At 71.7% G+C, this 17,316-nt stretch carries 12 protein-coding genes; 7 read left to right on the top strand and 5 right to left on the bottom strand.

Annotation, left to right across the window (positions count from 1 at the left end; all coding sequences use genetic code 11):
- Positions 1-57: 57 nt before the first annotated feature.
- On the top strand, positions 58-828 hold the full coding sequence (locus IE326_RS12025; protein WP_190041499.1) for an IclR family transcriptional regulator: 771 nt from the start codon (positions 58-60) through the stop codon (positions 826-828).
- 138 nt (positions 829-966) lie between these two features.
- Positions 967-1,407, top strand: a complete 441-nt coding sequence (locus IE326_RS12020; protein ID WP_030753939.1) for an SsgA family sporulation/cell division regulator — start codon at positions 967-969, stop codon at positions 1,405-1,407.
- Positions 1,408-1,549: 142 nt separating this feature from the next.
- On the opposite strand, the gene IE326_RS12015 is transcribed toward IE326_RS12020, so the two are convergent.
- Positions 1,550-2,986 (bottom strand): YibE/F family protein, encoded by a 1,437-nt coding sequence (locus tag IE326_RS12015; RefSeq protein WP_190041498.1) that lies wholly within the window; start codon positions 2,984-2,986, stop codon positions 1,550-1,552.
- A 216-nt stretch (positions 2,987-3,202) separates the two neighbouring features.
- Here IE326_RS12015 and thiC point away from each other — a divergent pair, with 216 nt between their 5' ends.
- Complete coding sequence (gene thiC, locus IE326_RS12010) at positions 3,203-4,999, top strand: phosphomethylpyrimidine synthase ThiC (protein ID WP_150229642.1); 1,797 nt, start codon at positions 3,203-3,205, stop codon at positions 4,997-4,999.
- Between the two features lie 72 nt (positions 5,000-5,071).
- Here thiC and IE326_RS12005 read toward each other — a convergent pair whose 3' ends face one another.
- The 3 genes from IE326_RS12005 to IE326_RS11995 form a co-directional block, all read right to left on the bottom strand.
- The gene (locus IE326_RS12005; protein ID WP_190041497.1) at positions 5,072-5,698 is read right to left on the bottom strand and encodes a hypothetical protein; all 627 of its coding nucleotides are present in this window, start codon (positions 5,696-5,698) and stop codon (positions 5,072-5,074) included.
- Between the two features lie 161 nt (positions 5,699-5,859).
- The gene (locus IE326_RS12000; protein ID WP_373310228.1) at positions 5,860-7,170 is read right to left on the bottom strand and encodes a metallophosphoesterase; all 1,311 of its coding nucleotides are present in this window, start codon (positions 7,168-7,170) and stop codon (positions 5,860-5,862) included.
- Positions 7,171-7,551: 381 nt separating this feature from the next.
- Complete coding sequence (locus IE326_RS11995; protein WP_190041495.1) at positions 7,552-8,658, bottom strand: LacI family DNA-binding transcriptional regulator; 1,107 nt, start codon at positions 8,656-8,658, stop codon at positions 7,552-7,554.
- Positions 8,659-9,238: 580 nt separating this feature from the next.
- Here IE326_RS11995 and hisC point away from each other — a divergent pair.
- Complete coding sequence (hisC, locus tag IE326_RS11990; RefSeq protein WP_190041494.1) at positions 9,239-10,336, top strand: histidinol-phosphate transaminase; 1,098 nt, start codon at positions 9,239-9,241, stop codon at positions 10,334-10,336.
- 105 nt (positions 10,337-10,441) lie between these two features.
- Here the strand turns inward: hisC and IE326_RS11985 are convergent, their stop codons facing one another.
- Entirely contained in the window at positions 10,442-10,816 is a 375-nt protein-coding gene (locus IE326_RS11985; protein ID WP_150229650.1) for a cyclophilin-like fold protein, read from the bottom strand.
- Positions 10,817-11,018: 202 nt separating this feature from the next.
- Between IE326_RS11985 and IE326_RS11980 the strand changes: the two genes are divergently transcribed.
- From IE326_RS11980 to cydD, 3 genes are all read left to right on the top strand, one after another.
- Positions 11,019-12,536 carry a cytochrome ubiquinol oxidase subunit I gene (locus IE326_RS11980; protein ID WP_150229653.1) on the top strand — a complete coding sequence of 506 codons (1,518 nt, stop codon included), beginning with the start codon at positions 11,019-11,021 and terminating at the stop codon, positions 12,534-12,536.
- An 18-nt stretch (positions 12,537-12,554) separates the two neighbouring features.
- Positions 12,555-13,556 carry a cytochrome d ubiquinol oxidase subunit II gene (gene cydB / locus IE326_RS11975; protein WP_190041493.1) on the top strand — a complete coding sequence of 334 codons (1,002 nt, stop codon included), beginning with the start codon at positions 12,555-12,557 and terminating at the stop codon, positions 13,554-13,556.
- A gap of 130 nt (positions 13,557-13,686) precedes the next feature.
- Positions 13,687-17,313, top strand: coding sequence for a thiol reductant ABC exporter subunit CydD (gene cydD, locus IE326_RS11970; RefSeq protein ID WP_190041492.1), 3,627 nt, complete (start codon positions 13,687-13,689; stop codon positions 17,311-17,313).
- The last annotated feature ends 3 nt before the right edge of the window (positions 17,314-17,316 follow it).

Raw genomic sequence — 17,316 nt, 5'->3', positions numbered from 1 at the left:
GGGGGCGGCCCCCGCGAACGGATGCAGTGCGTCCGTCGTCACGCCTGGGGGTGACCTTTGGCCACGGTTCCGCAGACAGCTGCGCCGACCCTGATCGGCTCGGTGCAGCGGGCGCTGAGACTTCTGGAGGCCGTGGCCTCCCACGCGGACGGTGCCCCCGCCAAGCAGCTCGCCCGGGAGACGGGCCTTCCGCTGCCCACGACGTACCACCTTCTCCGCACCCTGACGCACGAGGGCTATCTGCTCCGCGACAAGGGTGCGTTCTATCTGGGCGAGGCGGTCGCCCGGCTCGCCGGTGGCGGGGCTGTGCAGAATCGTCGCACCAAGATCGAGGACTCCCTCGCCCACTGGCGGGACGAGGTCGGTGTGCCGGTCTACTTCGCGATCTACCGCGAGGGCGAGATCGAACTCCTCTCCGTCGCGGACACCTCCAGCTCCCCGGCGGTGGAGGAATGGGCCGATTTCCGCGAGACGGGCCACGCCCACGCGATCGGCCAATGTCTGCTCGGCCAACTGGATCTGAGCTCCCGTCAAGACCACCTCTCCCGCCACCCGGTGGAAGCCATCACTCCGTACACGGTGCGTAACCGGCGGATGCTTTTGGAGCGTTTGGGCGGTTTGGAGCGAATGGAGCCCCTGGTGGAACGTCAGGAATATGCGCTCGGCACGGTCTGCGCCGCCATCCCCCTCACGGTGGGCCCCGTAGCCGCCACACTGGCAATTTCCCTCCCTCTCCACCAGGAAGAACGGTTGCTCCCAGCAGTCGAGCGGCTACGTACAGAGATCGGAAAGCTCTTCGGCTCGCTCTCCTTCTCTATCAGTATCTGAAAAATCACTCCTTGTGATCCGCTAGCGCGTACAGCACGATTGCGTCAAGAGGGCCACGGGGGATCATTCCTGGCCGTTTCGGTCACAGCTTTCAGCAGCTGTGTTTACACAACTGCTCCATCTACTGCGGGGTACATGATGCGAGAGTCGGTTCAGGCCGAGGTCCTGATGAGCTTCCTCGTCTCGGAGGAGCTCTCCTTCAAGATCCCGGTCGAACTGCGATACGAGACCCGGGATCCCTACGCGGTGCGGATGACCTTCCACCTCCCCGGGGACGCGCCGGTGACCTGGGCGTTCGGCAGGGAGCTGCTGCTCGACGGGATCAACCGGCCGAGCGGCGACGGGGACGTGCACATCGCCCCGACCGACCCCGAGGGCCTGTCGGACGTCTCCATCCGGCTCCAGGTGGGCGGCGACCGCGCGCTGTTCCGCGCCAGCGCCCCGCCGCTCGTCGCCTTCCTCGACCGCACGGACAAGCTCGTGCCGCTCGGTCAGGAACAGGCGCTGGGCGACTTCGAGGACAGCCTGGAGGCCGCGCTCGGCCGGATCCTCGCAGAGGAGAGCGCCGGCCCGGCCTGACCGGTGTCCCGCTCCGTACGTACGGCCTCCCACCCGTACCTGTCCCTCACCGGCGTCCGTCCCGCGCCGGCCCCACCCCTCAGGTCGCGCCCCTGCGACTCCGTCCCGCCGGTCGCACCCCTGCGGCCCAGCGCCCCCGGCGTCACTTCGCGCGGCGACGCCGTCCGCCACGGCCCGGGGTCCGGACTCCGGCCTCCTTCGCCGGGCGGTCCGCCGACACGACCAGCGCCGCGAGCGCCGTCGTGACCGGCACCGAGGCGACCAGGCCGATCGAACCGACCAGGGTCCGGACGATCTCCTCCGCCACCAGCTCGCTGTTGGCCACCGTCCCCATGCTGCTCTGCGCGATGGTGAAGAGGAGCAGCAGCGGCAGCGCGGCACCGGCGTAGGCCAGGACCAGGGTGTTGACCACCGAGGCGATGTGGTCGCGGCCGATCCGGATGCCGGCCCGGTAGAGCGCGCGCGGACCCATGCGCGGGTCGGCCTGGTGCAGTTCCCAGACCGCCGAGGTCTGGGTGACGGTCACGTCGTCCAGGACGCCGAGCGAACCGATGATCACACCCGCGAGCAGCAGGCCGGACATGTCGATCTCCGGGTAGAGACCGTGGATGAGCCCGGTGTAGTCGTCGGTGTTGCCGCTGAGCGAGGCCCAGCCGATGAAGAACGACCCGAGCAGGCCGATCAGCAGCAGCGAGATCAGCGTGCCGAGCACGGCGACCGAGGTGCGCGCCGACAGTCCGTGGCACAGGTAGAGCGCGAGCAGCATGATGGCGCTCGATCCGACCACGGCCACGACCAGCGGGTTCGAACCCTCCAGGATCGCGGGCAGGATGAAGAGCGTCAGCACCAGGAAGCTCACCGCCAGCGCGACCAGCGCCATCAGGCCGCGCAGCCGTCCGACGAGGACGACCGCGAGCGCGAAGATGCCGGCGAGGACCGCCATCGGCACCTTGCGGTTCACGTCGGTCACCGAGTACTGGAGGTCGTGCGGGGCGTCGGGGGCGTAGGCCACCACCACCCGCGTGCCCTCCTCCAGTTGGCGCGGGGCGTCCGGCTGCACGATCTCGGTGAACGTACGGCCCTTGTCCGGACCGCTCGTGACCTCGATGGTCGCCTTCTCGCACTGCCCCTGCTGCCCGGCGACCGCCTCGCGGCCCTGCGGGGTGGAGGTGTCCCCGGTGGGCGGCACCTGCGCCGCGTTCACGTCCCGGCAGTCCACCTGCTCGACCGCCACCACCCGGCCCTGCTGGGTCTGCCGGTCGAAGCCGACGCCGGTCCGTTCGTGCGGCGGGCTGCCGCCGGGCCAGAGCACCACGAGACCGACCACCACGGCGGTGGCGAAGGGGATGAGGATCGCGGCGATGACCCTGCGCAGGTGCCGGGAGACGGGCGCGGCGGGCCCGTGGCCGTGGCTGTGCCCGTGTCCGGACCCGTGTCCGGAGTCGTGTCCCGGCCCGTGCCCGGACCCGTTTCCGGAGCCCTGGCTCGGGCCGTGGTCGTGGCCGTGACCAGCGCCGTCGCCGGTGCCGTGGCCGTGGGAGTGGCCGTGCGGATCGGGGGTCTGCTGCGAGGAAGTCACCGCCCGATCATCGCAAGAACGGCGGGGGCCCACTGTTCAGCACGGCCGGGAGGGCGCTAGCGTGGTGGCACCTTTGCACACGCGGGAGCTCGGAGCACCGGGCTGAGAGGGCGCTGATCACCGTACGCGCGTACTGACTGACGTACGTACGAGGGGAGGCTGCGCCGACCGCCGAACCTGTTACCGGGTAATGCCGGCGTAGGGAGATTCGGTCTCATGACCATTCAGGACGCACGCACGCCTGCCTCCGACCAGAACGACCAGAACGACTCGAACGGCGCGCGCACGCCGGGCTGGCACAAGGGGTACGTCGAGGGCTCCCGCCCCGACCTCCGGGTGCCGGTCCGTCAGGTACACCTCACCAACGGCAAGGACGTGACGCTGTACGACACGTCCGGCCCGTACACCGACCCCTCCGTCGACACCGACGTGCGCCGGGGCCTGGCCCCGCTCCGCGAGAACTGGATCATCGCGCGCGGCGACACCGAGGAGTACGCGGGCCGCCCGGTCCGCCCCGAGGACGACGGCATCAAGCACACCTCGCCGCGCGGCGGCGGGCTCAAGAACCTCGACGCGGTCTTCCCCGGCCGGCCGCGACTGCCCCGCCGGGGCCGCCCCGGGCAGGCCGTGACCCAGCTCGCGTACGCCCGCCGGGGCGAGGTCACCCCGGAGATGGAGTACGTGGCGATCCGGGAGAACGTCTCCCCCGAGGTCGTCCGCGAGGAGATCGCGGCGGGCCGCGCGGTGCTGCCGGCCAACGTCAACCACCCGGAGATCGAGCCGATGATCATCGGCAAGCGGTTCCTGGTGAAGGTCAACGCCAACATCGGCAACTCCGCCGTCACCTCCTCCATCGAGGAGGAGGTGGAGAAGATGACGTGGGCGACCCGCTGGGGCGCCGACACGGTCATGGACCTGTCCACCGGCCGCAACATCCACACCACCCGCGAGTGGGTGCTGCGCAACTCCCCCGTGCCCATCGGCACCGTGCCGCTCTACCAGGCCCTGGAGAAGGTCGACGGCCGGGCCGAGGACCTGACCTGGGAGATCTACAAGGACACGGTCATCGAGCAGGCCGAGCAGGGCGTGGACTACATGACCGTGCACGCCGGCGTGCTCCTGCCGTACGTGCCGCTCACCGCGCGCCGCAAGACCGGCATCGTCTCGCGCGGCGGCTCGATCATGGCGGCCTGGTGCCTCGCGCACCACAAGGAGAACTTCCTCTACACGAACTTCGAGGAGCTCTGCGAGATCCTCGCGGCGTACGACGTCACCTACTCGCTCGGCGACGGTCTGCGGCCCGGCTCGATCGCGGACGCCAACGACGACGCCCAGTTCGCGGAGCTGCGTACCCTCGGCGAGCTCAACACGATCGCCAAGCGGCACCACGTGCAGACCATGATCGAGGGCCCGGGGCACGTCCCGATGCACAAGATCAAGGAGAACATCGACCTCCAGCAGGAGATCTGCGAGGAGGCGCCGTTCTACACGCTCGGCCCGCTGACCACGGACGTCGCGCCCGCGTACGACCACATCACCTCCGGCATCGGCGCGGCGATGATCGCCTGGTGGGGCACCGCGATGCTCTGCTACGTCACGCCCAAGGAGCACCTGGGCCTGCCGAACCGCGACGACGTGAAGACCGGCGTCATCACGTACAAGATCGCGGCACACGCGGCGGACCTCGCCAAGGGGCATCCGGGCGCGCAGGAGTGGGACGACGCGCTCTCCGACGCGCGCTTCGAGTTCCGCTGGGAGGACCAGTTCAACCTGGCCCTCGACCCGGACACCGCCCGGGAGTTCCACGACGAGACGCTGCCCGCCGAGCCCGCGAAGACCGCCCACTTCTGCTCGATGTGCGGCCCGAAGTTCTGCTCGATGAAGATCTCCCAGGACATCCGCCGCGAGCACGGCGGTGACCTGAAGAAGGAGGAGATCGAGGCCGGCATGGCCGAGAAGTCGGCGGAGTTCGCCGCCTCCGGCAACCGGGTCTACCTGCCGCTGGCCGAGTAGGACCGACCGCACGCGACGCGCCCCGGCCCGCGGTCCACGGGGGGATCGCGGGCCGGGGCGCGCCCGGGGGCGTCAGCGCTCCCGGGGCGGCGGGTCGGTGGTGGCGGCGAGGGCGGCGTGGAGGAAGGGGATGAGGCCGCGCTCCAGGAGGGCGTGGCCCCAGGCGGCGCGGGCCCGGACGAGTTCGTCGTCGGGGGCGCCGGTCTCGGCGGGGCTGTTGCGGAGGGCCGTGAGGAGCAGGCCGGCGCCGGCGCAGAGCAGACCGGCGGCGGCGAGGGCGCCGAAGACCAGTCCGGCGGTGAGCATGGCGGTGCCGAGGGCGGCGCCCGGCGCGACCAGCCGGATCACCGCGCCGACCAGCAGGAAGATCACGGCGGCCGTGCCGGCGAGGACCGGGACGAGGGTGGTGAGGACCGCGGCGGCGCCGGGGGACTCGTCGGGGGCCTGGGTCCTGGGACGGTTGGAGGCGGCGCGGTGCGCCTCGCGGACCTTGACGAAGTGCTCGTACTCGCCCGCCGCGGCCGTGGTGATCAGCGTGGTCGCGTTCAGCGCCATCGCGCGGAGCTGGGCGGGCGTCAGCCGCGTACCGGCTCCGTCGAGTTCCGGCCGTTCCTGTGCGGTGCGCAGTGCCTCGTCGAGGATGCGCTCGTACTCGGAGCGGTCCTCGGTCAGCAGGTGCGGAGCCACGTTCATGTGCATCCCCCGATGCTCGGTGGGCCCGGGCCTGCCGTGGAGAACGGCGGTCCGGGCGGAAGCGGAGGAGAGCCTGCTAAGGATGGAGCACCGATGGTAGGGCCGTGACCGGGCACCGTGACAGAGGGTTTCCTGAAATCGCCCGTCCCGGATGCGCAGGGTGAGGCTCAGCCCTCCAGGGGGAGCCGGACCACCAGGAGCTTTCCGGCCATGGTGACGCCGCCGTCCATGGCGATGGCGAGCCCGTCGGCGTAGACGTGCGGGCCGTCGACGACCGGGCGGGGGTCCTCCTCGCCGTCCTCCGTGCCGACCTGGCCGAGGAGGTACGGGATCGGGCTGTGGCCGTGCACGATCCGCGAACCGCCGTAGGTGCCGAGCAGCTCCTGGACGGCCTGCGGGCCGCCCTCGTCGCGGAAGGCGAAGCGCTTGGTGAACTTCCGGAAGAGGTCCCAGACCTCGTCGGCGTCGTTGCGCGTGAGGATCTCGTGGACCGTGTCGTTGACGTCCTCGATGGTCTCGCCGTACTCCAGGTACGCGGTGGTGTCGGAGTGCAGCAGCAGGTGGCCGTCCTCGTGGACGACGGCGTCGAGCCGGGACATCCACTGGAGGTGGACGTCCTGGAGGCGGTCCATGTCGTGCTTCTGGCCCCCGTTGAGCAGCCAGGCGGCCTGGAAGGTGGCGGTGCCGGCACCGGAGTTGACCGGGGTGTCACCGAAGCGTTTGGCGCCGATGAGGAGCAGCTCGTGGTTGCCCATAAGGGCCTTGCAGTAGCCGCCCGCGGCGGCGGCCTCGGCGGAGAGGCGCATGACGAGGTCGATGACGCCGATGCCGTCGGGGCCCCGGTCGGTGAAGTCGCCGAGGAACCACAGCCGGGCGTTGCCCGCGGCCCAGCCGCCGTTCTCGTCGACGAGGCCCTGGGCGCGCAGGGCGGCGACGAGTTCGTCGAGGTAGCCGTGGACGTCGCCGACGACGTACAGCGGGCCCGGGCCGTCGCCGGCGGGCACGGGCGCCGGTGCGGCGGCCGGGGCGACGGGGACCTGGAGGGTGTCGCCGCGCTGGATGACCGGGAGGTCGCGCTCGGTCGGGGTGTAGCCCTCGGGGAAGTCGGCGGGGTGGCCGTTCCCCGGATGCCCGTCGCCGGGATGGGCGTTCCCGGGATGGCCGTCGCCGGCCTGGGGGGCCGAAGCGAGCGGGGCGGCGGGGGGCTGCGCGGGGGCGAGCGGGGCCGCGGCGGGGGCCGGAGGCACGGCGGCGGGCGGCGCGGCGGGCGCGGGGCGGGGCGAGGGCTCCGGGAACGCGGCCGGGCGGGTGCCCAGGTGGAGGGTGGGATCGGAGGGTGCGGGGGGCGCGGCGGGCGCCTCGGCCGCGTGGCCCTGCACGGGCACGCGGGCGTACGGCGGTACGCGGAAGTCACGCAATGTCGCCGTGCGCTCCACGGGATCCTGACCGGCCCCCTGAGTCATCGACCCCTCCACCACCGTCGCGATGCCCTTCACATCGCGGACCGGCCTGGTCGGGGTGGTCCGCGGTGTCGTGCGCCCATCATAGGAATGAGGGTCCGCCTGTGTGACGCACCAGGGGTGGTGAATCCGGGTTCGCTCCGGGTTCACCGGTTGTTTCGCCCGAATTGAGAAGGTCCAGTCCAGGGTGGAGCCCGGTGGGACGGCCGGTTTCGCCGTTCCCGCCCACGGGCAGGGGCGGGGACGGCGTTCGTTCTTCCGGCCGTTCGGTGGGTCGTTCGTCGTTCGTCGGTCGGTCGTCGGTCGTCGGTCGTCGGTCGGTGGACGGCGGTGGACGCCGGTGGCTCCCGGCGGTCTCCGGGGGTGTTCCGGTGGTCCTCGGTCGTGGTCGGGGTGCGCTCAGTCCTTCGCGGGCGAGCGCGGCGGGCTGACGGTCGTCCGCGGCGAGCGGCGCTGCGAGGAGGTGCGGACGATGAGTTCGGTCGGTATCACCTGCTCGACGGGACCGTCGCCTTCGACTCCCTCGATGGCGTCGATGAGCAGCTGGACGACGGCGGTGCCGATGCGGCGCGGTTTGAGCGAGAGCGTGGTGATGGGCGGTTCGGTCGCGGCGTAGACGGTGGACTCGCTGCAGCACACGATCAGCAGGTCGTCCGGTACGCGCAGGCCGTAACGGCGGGCGGCGGCCAGGAGATCGGTGCCGTTGGGATCGAAGAGGCCGTAGACGGCGTCGGGACGGTCGGGGCGGGCGAGCAGCCGGTCGGCCGCGACGGCGCCCGCGCACGGGTCGTGCGCCGGATAGGCCTCGTAGACGGGGTCCTGCCCGACCCGCTCGCACCAGTTGAGGTACGCGGTGGTGGACAGGCGGGTGTAGGTGTCGGTGGTGGTGCCGGTGAGCAGGCCGATGCGGCGTGCGCCGGCGTCGGCGAGGTGGTCGAGGAGGTCGAGTACGGCCGCCTCGTGGTCGTTGTCGACCCAGGCGGTCACCGGGAGCGTCCCCGCCGGGCGGCCGTCCGAGACGACGGGGAGGCCCTGGCGGACGAGCTCGGTGACGACGGGGTCGTGGTCGGAGGGGTCGATGACGACGGTGCCGTCGAGGGCGACGTTCGACCAGACGTCATGGCGTGAGGTCGCGGGAAGGATGACGAGGGCGTAGCCGCGGGCGAGCGCGGCCGAGGTTGCGGCCCTGGCCATCTCCGCGAAGTAGGCGAACTCCGTGAAGGTGAAAGGTTCATCCCCGTACGTGGTCACGGTCAGGCCGATGAGTCCCGACTTGCCGGTGCGGAGCGTGCGCGCGGCCGCGGAGGGCCGGTAGCCCAGCCGGTCGGCGACCTCGCGAACGTGTCGGCGGGTGGCGTCCGGGAGTCGTCCCTTGCCGTTGAGCGCGTCGGAGACAGTCGTGATGGAGACCCCGGCGGCGGCGGCCACGTCCCGGATGCCCGCCCGGCCCTGCCGGCTTCCCCGGGTCTGTGCCCGGCTCACCTGGTGCTTCCCTGCTGCTGTCATGGCGTGCCGATAGTAGGGCGACGGGGGGTGGGTGAGACGGCCGCATATGCGGGCATTGACAGGCACGTTTCTGCATGATCGAGAAGCCTCAAGAGTGGTGAAATCCAAGGTAGTTGTGGGCTTTCGCATGTGACTTGTGGTTCCGGGGCGGGATGGGCCTGGCGTGGGGACGAGGTCTCGAAGAGGTCTCAACTCACCACTACGGGGGATGCGCGCCACGGCGCTCGCCACCGGCGCGCGCCACCCAGGCGCGCGCCCCCTCGTCCTGCGGGAGGGAGACGGGAAGGGGCTGGGAAGGGGCTGGGAAGGGTCCGAGAGGGGCTTGAGAGAGGGGCTCGAGAGGGGCCGGGGCGAGGTCTGGAGGGAGACGGCGGGGAGGATCCGGGAGGGGAAGCCGGGGTGGCGCCGGGAGGGGTCCCTGACGGCGTCGGGAGGAGGCCGGGGAGGCGGTCCGGGAAGGGGTGCGGAAGGTGGCTTTCCACAGCGTTGCAGGGCTGTTGTCCACAGCCCGTTCGCAGCGGCCGGGAATCCTCTTAAAGTGAGGAGCATTGGCGGTACGGACGGTCGAGGAGGCCACCCTGTGAGCGAGACCAGCGGGACGAGCGAGTCCACCCCGAAGCTGCGCGCCGAGCTGGACGGCGTCCCCACCTACAAGCCGGGCAAGCCGGCGGCCGCGGGCGGCCCCGTCGCCTTCAAGCTGTCCTCGAACGAGAACCCCTACCCGCCGCTCCCGGGCGTGATGGAGCGCGCGCTGGCCGCCGCCGCGAACTTCAACCGCTACCCCGACATGGCCTGCACGGAGCTGTCGCAGGAGCTGGCCGACCGCTTCGGCGTCCCGGTCTCCCACATCGCCACCGGCACCGGCTCGGTCGGCGTCGCCCAGTCACTGCTCCAGGCGACCTCGGGCCCCGGCGACGAGGTGATCTACGCCTGGCGCTCCTTCGAGGCGTACCCGATCATCACCCAGATCAGCGGGGCCACCTCGGTGCAGGTGCCGCTGACCGAGGACGAGGTCCACGACCTCGACGCGATGGCGGAGGCGATCACCGACCGGACCCGGCTGATCTTCGTCTGCAACCCCAATAACCCCACGGGCACCGCGGTGCGCAGGGCCGAGCTGGAGCGCTTCCTGGACCGGGTGCCCTCCGACGTCCTGGTCGTGATCGACGAGGCGTACAAGGAGTTCGTCCGCGACACCGACATCCCGGACGGCGTCGAGCTCTACCGCGACCGGCCGAACGTGGCGGTGCTCCGCACCTTCTCCAAGGCGTACGGCCTGGCGGGGCTGCGGGTCGGCTTCGCGATCGCCCACGAGCCGGTGGCGGCGGCGCTGCGCAAGACGGCGGTGCCGTTCGGCGTGAGCCAGGTGGCGCAGGACGCTGCGGTGGCCTCGCTGCGCGCCGAGGACGAGCTGCTCGGGCGCGTCGGCTCGCTGGTGGGGGAGCGGGAGCGGGTCCACGCGGGGCTCGTGGCCCAGGGGTGGACCGTCCCGGACGCCCAGGCGAACTTCGTCTGGCTGCGGCTCGGCGAGCGGACCGTGGAGTTCGCGGCGGAGTGCGAGCGGCACGGCGTGGTGGTGCGGCCGTTCGCGGGGGAGGGCGTGCGCGTCACGATCGGCGAGACCGAGGCGAACGACCTGTTCCTGAAGGTGGCGGAGGGCTTCCGCCAGGGCGCCTGACGGCTCGGGGGCGTACCCGGCGGTTTCGGGGGCGCACCCCCACCGGCCTCGGGGACGCACCCGTATCTGCTTCGGGGCGTGCCTCCCTGGTCGGGGGCGCGTCCCTCAGGCGAGTTCCACGCGGATCGGGTCGCCGTCGCGGACGGTGGCCAGGATCCTCGGGTCGCCGTCGAGCGCGCCCAGCAGGTTGCACGGGCTCGCCAGCCGGCACTCCTCGCCCCGGGAGACCGGGGTCGGTCCGTAGGGGAGGGCGAGGGCGTCGCCGTCGGTCCAGAAGGCGACGGTGCCGGGCGCGACGACCTGGCGCGCCCCGTCCTCGCGGGGGACGGAGACCGGGGTGTCGAAGTAGACCTCCTCGCCCCAGGTGCGGGCGGTGGAGACGATCGGCAGGGCCCCCAGGAGCGCGGTGCTCGTGGGGGTCTCGTCGAGGGTGGCCGTGGTGTGTCCGGCCGGCCAGGTGAGGCGTATCCGAAGGCTCATGGGCCGAATTCAACAATATGTTGAAGTCCTCGGGAAGGTGTGACCTCCCCGACAGGCCCCCCCTCTGCAGTACGGATTTCGTATGAGTCATAATGCTTGTGAATGTGAACGCGTTCACAAGCGTGTCCCGTTTGTCCCTTAACAGGGGGGATTAAAGGGGCAGACTGCCGATGTGACCACGGCGATGTAAGGAGAAAACGACGTGGACCTCGCTTTGGCGCCGGAGACACTGGCGCGCTGGCAGTTCGGCATCACCACCGTCTACCACTTCCTCTTCGTCCCGCTGACGATCTCCCTCGCCGCCCTCACCGCAGGGCTTCAGACCGCCTGGGTCCGTAGCGGGAAGGAGAAGTACCTCAGGGCGACGAAGTTCTGGGGGAAGCTCTTCCTCATCAACATCGCCATGGGTGTCGTCACCGGCATCGTGCAGGAGTTCCAGTTCGGCATGAACTGGTCGGACTACTCCCGCTTCGTCGGCGACATCTTCGGCGCCCCGCTCGCCTTCGAGGCGCTCATCGCCTTCTTCTTCGAGTCCACCTTCATCGGCCTGTGGATCTTCGGCTGGGACAAGCTGCCGAAGAAGATCCACCTCGCCTGCATCTGGATGGTCTCGATCGGCACCATCCTCTCCGCGTACTTCATCCTGGCCGCCAACTCCTGGATGCAGCACCCGGTCGGCTACCGCATCAACGAGGACCGGGGCCAGGGCGCCCGCGCCGAGCTCACCGACTTCTGGGCGGTGCTCACCCAGAACACCGCGCTCACCCAGTTCTTCCACACCATGACGGCGGCCTTCCTCGTCGGCGGCGCCTTCATGGTCGGCATCTCCGCCTTCCACCTGATGCGCAAGCGGCACGTCGCGGTGATGCGGACCTCGCTGCGGCTCGGCCTGATCACGCTGATCATCGCGGGCCTCGGCACGGCCATCAGCGGCGACATGCTCGGCAAGGTCATGTTCAAGCAGCAGCCGATGAAGATGGCCGCCGCCGAGGCGCTGTGGGACGGCGAGGCGCCCGCGCCCTTCTCGATCTTCGCCATCGGCGACGTGGACAAGGGCCACAACGAGGTCGCCATCGAGATCCCCGGGATACTGTCCTACCTCGCCAACGGCGACTTCCACTCGTACGTCCCCGGCATCAACGACGTCAACAAGGCCGAGCAGGAGAAGTACGGCCCCGGCGACTACCGGCCCAACATCCCGGTCGCCTACTGGGGCTTCCGCTGGATGATCGGCTTCGGCATGGCCTCGCTCGCGATCGGCGTCCTCGGGCTCTGGCTGACGCGCAAGAAGTTCCTGATCGCCCCCGGACTGAGGACCGGTGAGGACGAAGTGCCGAACCTCGTCCTCTTCAAGAACAAGGCCCTCAGCCCGAAGCTCGGCAAGTGGTACTGGATCGTGGCCCTCTGGACCATGCTCTTCCCGCTGATCGCCAACTCGTGGGGCTGGATCTTCACCGAGATGGGCCGTCAGCCCTGGGTCGTCTACGGCGTGATGCGCACCAGCGCGGCCGTCTCCCCCGGCGTCTCGCAGGGCGAGGTGCTCACCTCGATGATCGTCTTCACCACCCTCTACGCGATCCTCGCCGTCATCGAGGTCAAGCTCCTCGTGAAGTACGTGAAGGCCGGCCCGCCCGAGCTCACCGAGGACGACCTCAACCCGCCCACCAAGATCGGCGGGGACACCCGTGACCCCGACCGGCCCATGGCCTTCTCGTACTGAGGCTCAGGAGATCGAGGCATGGAACTCCACGACGTCTGGTTCGTACTCATCGCCGTCCTCTGGACCGGCTACTTCTTCCTGGAGGGCTTCGACTTCGGGGTCGGCGTCCTCACCAAACTGCTCGCCCGGGACCGTCCCGAGAAGCGGGTCCTCATCAACACCATCGGACCCGTCTGGGACGGCAACGAGGTGTGGCTGCTGACCGCGGGCGGCGCGACCTTCGCCGCCTTCCCCGAGTGGTACGCGACCCTCTTCTCCGGCTTCTACCTGCCCCTGCTGATCATCCTGGTCTGCCTCATCGTCCGCGGCGTCGCCTTCGAGTACCGGGCCAAGCGGCCCGAGGAGAACTGGCAGCGCAACTGGGAGGAGGCGATCTTCTGGACCTCGCTGATCCCCGCGTTCCTGTGGGGCGTCGCCTTCGGCAACATCGTCCGGGGCGTGAAGATCGACCGGGACATGGAGTACGTCGGCAACTTCTGGGACCTGCTCAACCCGTACGCGCTCCTCGGCGGACTGGTCACGCTCACCCTCTTCACCTTCCACGGCACCGTCTTCGCGGCGCTCAAGACGGTCGGCGACATCCGGGCCCGCGCCCGGGCGCTCGCGATGAAGCTGGGCCTGGTCACGGCGGTGCTCGCGCTCGCTTTCCTGATCTGGACCCAGATCGACACGGGCGACGGCTGGAGCCTCGCGGCGATGCTGATCGCCGCTGTGTCGCTGGTCGCCGCGATCGGCGCCATCAAGGCGGGGCGCGAGGGCTGGTCCTTCGCGCTCTCGGGAGTGACGATCGCCGCCGCGGTCGCGATGCTGTTCCTGGCGCTCTTCCCGAACGTCATGCCGTCCTCGCTCGACCCCGCGTGGAGCCTGACGGTGACGAACGCCTCGTCGAGCCCGTACACGCTCAAGATCATGACCTGGTGCGCGGCCATCGCCACGCCGCTGGTCCTGCTCTACCAGGGGTGGACCTACTGGGTCTTCCGCAAGCGGATCGGCACCCAGCACATCGCCGACGCCCACTAGGGCGGGTGCCGGCACCTGCCAGGGCCGTCGTCGTCCGGGCCCGCGAGGGTCCGGACGGCATTCCTCCAGGGGGCATGTTTCACGTGAAACCGATGCCCCGGGCGCTTTCTCCCAGAGGGGCATGTTTCACGTGAAACCGATCGACCCGCGTCTGCTCCGGTACGCAAGGGCGACCCGCTTCTTCCTCGTCGCGGCCGTCGTGCTCGGCCTGGCCGGGGCGGCGCTGGTCATCGCCCAGGCGATGCTCATCGCCGAGATCGTGGTGGGGGCCTTCCAGCAGGGCCTGTCGGTCTCCGCCCTCACCACTCCCCTGCTGCTGCTCGCCGGGGTCGCGGCGGGCCGGGGCCTCGTCTCCTGGCTGACGGAACTGGCCGCCCACCGGGCGAGCGCCTCGGTCAAGTCCGAACTGCGGGGCCGGCTCCTGGAACGGGCCACCGCGCTCGGACCCGGCTGGCTCGGCGGACAGCGCACCGGTTCGCTCGTCGCGCTCGCCACCCGGGGCGTCGACGCGCTCGACGACTACTTCGCCCGCTACCTGCCCCAGCTCGGCCTGGCCGTCGTCGTCCCGCTCGCGGTCCTCGCGCGGATCGTCACCGAGGACTGGGTCTCGGCCGCGATCATCGTCGTCACCCTGCCGCTGATCCCGGTCTTCATGATCCTGATCGGCTGGTACACCCAGGCCCGGATGGACCGGCAGTGGAAGCTGCTCTCCCGGCTCTCCGGCCACTTCCTCGACGTCGTCGCCGGACTGCCCACCCTCAAGGTCTTCGGCCGTGCCAAGGCCCAGGCCGCCTCGATCCGCGCCATCACCGGGGACTACCGGCGGGCGACCATGCGCACCCTGCGGATCGCCTTCCTCTCGTCCTTCGCGCTGGAACTGCTCTCCACGCTGTCGGTGGCGCTGGTCGCCGTCACCATCGGCATGCGGCTCGTCCACGGCACCCTCGACCTCTACACCGGGCTCGTCATCCTCGTCCTCGCCCCCGAGGCGTACCTGCCGCTGCGGCAGGTCGGCGCGCAGTTCCACGCGGCGGCGGAGGGGCTGGCGGCGGCCGAGGAGATCTTCGAGGTGCTGGAGACCCCGGTGCGCGGCGGCGGCACCCGGCCGGTGCCGGCCGACGCGCGGCTGGAGCTGGACCGGGTGACGGTCCGCCACCCGGGACGCGCCGAGCCCTCGCTCTCCTCCGCGAGCCTCACCGTCGAACCGGGGGAGACGGTGGCCCTCGTCGGGCCGAGCGGCGCCGGGAAGTCGACCCTGCTCGACGTCGTCCTCGGCTTCACGGAGCCGGAGGCGGGCGGAGCCGTACGGGTCGGGGGCGTGGACCTGGCGGAGCTGGACCCGGAGGCGTGGCGGGCGCGGATCGCGTGGGTGCCGCAGCGGCCGTACCTCTTCGCCGGGAGCATCGCCGAGAACGTGCGGCTCGCGCGGCCGGAGGCGAGCGACGCTGAGGTGCGGGCGGCGCTGCGGGACGCGGGGGCCGACTCCTTCGTGGACGGGCTGCCCGACGGGGCCGGGACCGTGCTCGGCGAGGACGGGGCCGGGCTCTCGGCCGGGCAGCGGCAGCGGCTCGCACTCGCCCGCGCCTTCCTCGCCGACCGGCCGCTGCTGCTGCTCGACGAGCCGACGGCGGCGCTGGACGGCGAGACGGAGGCGGGCATCGTCGACGCGGTGCGGCGGCTCGCCGAGGGGCGGACCGTGCTGCTGGTCGTGCACCGGCCGGCGCTGCTCGCCGTGGCCGACCGGGTGGTGACGATCGGGGCAGCGGACCCGGCGGCGGACGTGCCGGAGGGCTCCGGCGGTCCGGCGGACGCCGCCGTCGCCGCGACCACGGCCGCTTCTGTGACCACGGCCGCTTCTGCGCCCATGCCTGTGCCTGTGCCTGTGCCCGGGCCCGCGCTCATGTCTGCGTCCGGGCCCGCGCTCATGCCCGCGTCCGGGCCCGTGGCCGTGCCCGCGTCCGGCCGCGGTGTGCTCGCCAGGGTGCGGGAGATGGCCGGGGAGCTGCGGGGCCGGATGGGGCTCGCGCTGCTGCTCGGGAGCCTGGCGCTCGGGTCGGCCGTGGGGCTCATGGCGGTCTCCGGCTGGCTCATCTCGCGCGCCTCGGAGCAGCCCCCCGTGCTGCACCTGATGGTCGCCGTCACCGCCACCCGGGCCTTCGGCATCGGGCGGGCCGTCTTCCGGTACGCCGAGCGGCTCGTCTCGCACGACGCCGTGCTGCGGATGCTCGCCGGACTCCGCGTCTCCGTCTACGAGCGACTGGAGCGGATCGCCCCTGCCGGGCTGCGGACCACCCGCCGCGGCGACCTGCTCGCCCGCCTCGTCCACGACGTCGACGCCCTCCAGGACTACTGGCTCCGCTGGCTGCTCCCGGCCGGGGCCGCCCTCCTCGTGGGCCTCGGCTCGGTCGGCTTCACCGCCTGGATGCTGCCCGAGGCGGGCGCCGTCCTCGCGGTGGGACTCCTCGTCGCCGGCGTGGCCGTGCCGCCGCTGGGCGCCGCCCTGGCCCGCCGGGCCGAACGGCGGCTCGCCCCGGCGCGCGGCGTGCTCGCCACCGCCGTGGCCGACCCGCTGCGCGGCTGCGCCGAGCTGACCGTGGCCGGGGCGCTCCCGGACCGGCTCGGCCGGGCCCGGGCCGCCGACCGTACCCTCACCGCCATCGCGTCCCGGCAGTCCGCCGCCGCCGCGCTGGGCGCCGGGCTCTCGGCCGTGGTCTGCGGGCTGACGGTGGTGGCCGCGGCCCTCGTCGGCGTGCAGGCCGTCCGGGACGGACGGCTCGACGGGGTCGCCCTCGCGGTCGTCGTGCTCACCCCGCTCGCCGCCTTCGAGGCCGTCACCGGCCTCCCCCTGGCCGTCCAGTACCGGCAGCGGGTCCGGCACAGCGCCGAGCGGGTCTTCGAGGTGCTGGACGCGCCCGTCCCCGTACACGAGCCGGCGGTGCCCGCCGCTCCCCCGGCCGGGCCGTTCCCACTGGAACTGGCGGGAATCTCGGCCCGTCACGCCGGGCAGGAGCGGCCCGCGCTCGACGGTTTCGCGCTCACCCTGGAGGCCGGGCGGCGGGTCGCCGTCGTCGGCGCCTCCGGCTCCGGCAAGACCACCCTCGCCCAGGTGCTGCTGCGCTTCCTTGACATGGAGGGCGGCACGTACCGGCTCGGCGGGGTGCCCGCCTGGGAGCTCGACGGCGACGACGTGCGCCGCCTCGTCGGACTGTGCGCGCAGGACGCGCACCTCTTCGACAGTTCCGTACGGGAGAACCTGCGGCTCGCCCGTCCGGACGCGGACGACGGGGCGCTGCGGGAGGCGCTGCGCCGGGCGCGGCTCCTCGACTGGGTGGACGGCCTGCCCGAGGGGCTCGACACCCTGGTGGGCGAGCACGGTTCGAAGCTCTCCGGCGGCCAGCGGCAGCGGCTCGCGCTGGCCCGCGCGCTCCTCGCGGACTTCCCGGTCCTCGTCCTCGACGAGCCGGCCGAGCACCTGGACCTGGCCACCGCCGACGCCCTCACCGAGGACCTGATGCGCGCCACCGAGGGCCGCACCACCGTGCTCATCACCCACCGGCTGCGCGGACTCGACGCGGTCGACGAGGTGGTGGTCCTCGACGGCGGGCGGACGGTGCAGCGCGGCCCGTACGCCGAGCTCGCCGCCGCGGACGGGCCACTGCGCCGGATGCTGGAGCAGGAGCGGGAGACCGATCTGCTCCTCGGCCGGGCCGGTTCCGGAGAGGCACCGGCAGGCCGTCCGACTTTTCTCGCCAAATAGGAC

Origin of the sequence: Streptomyces filamentosus (assembly GCF_014654895.1) — a bacterium.
In the GTDB taxonomy this organism is placed as follows: Bacteria; Actinomycetota; Actinomycetes; order Streptomycetales; family Streptomycetaceae; genus Streptomyces; species Streptomyces filamentosus.
This window is presented reverse-complemented; position numbering and strand designations above follow the sequence as displayed.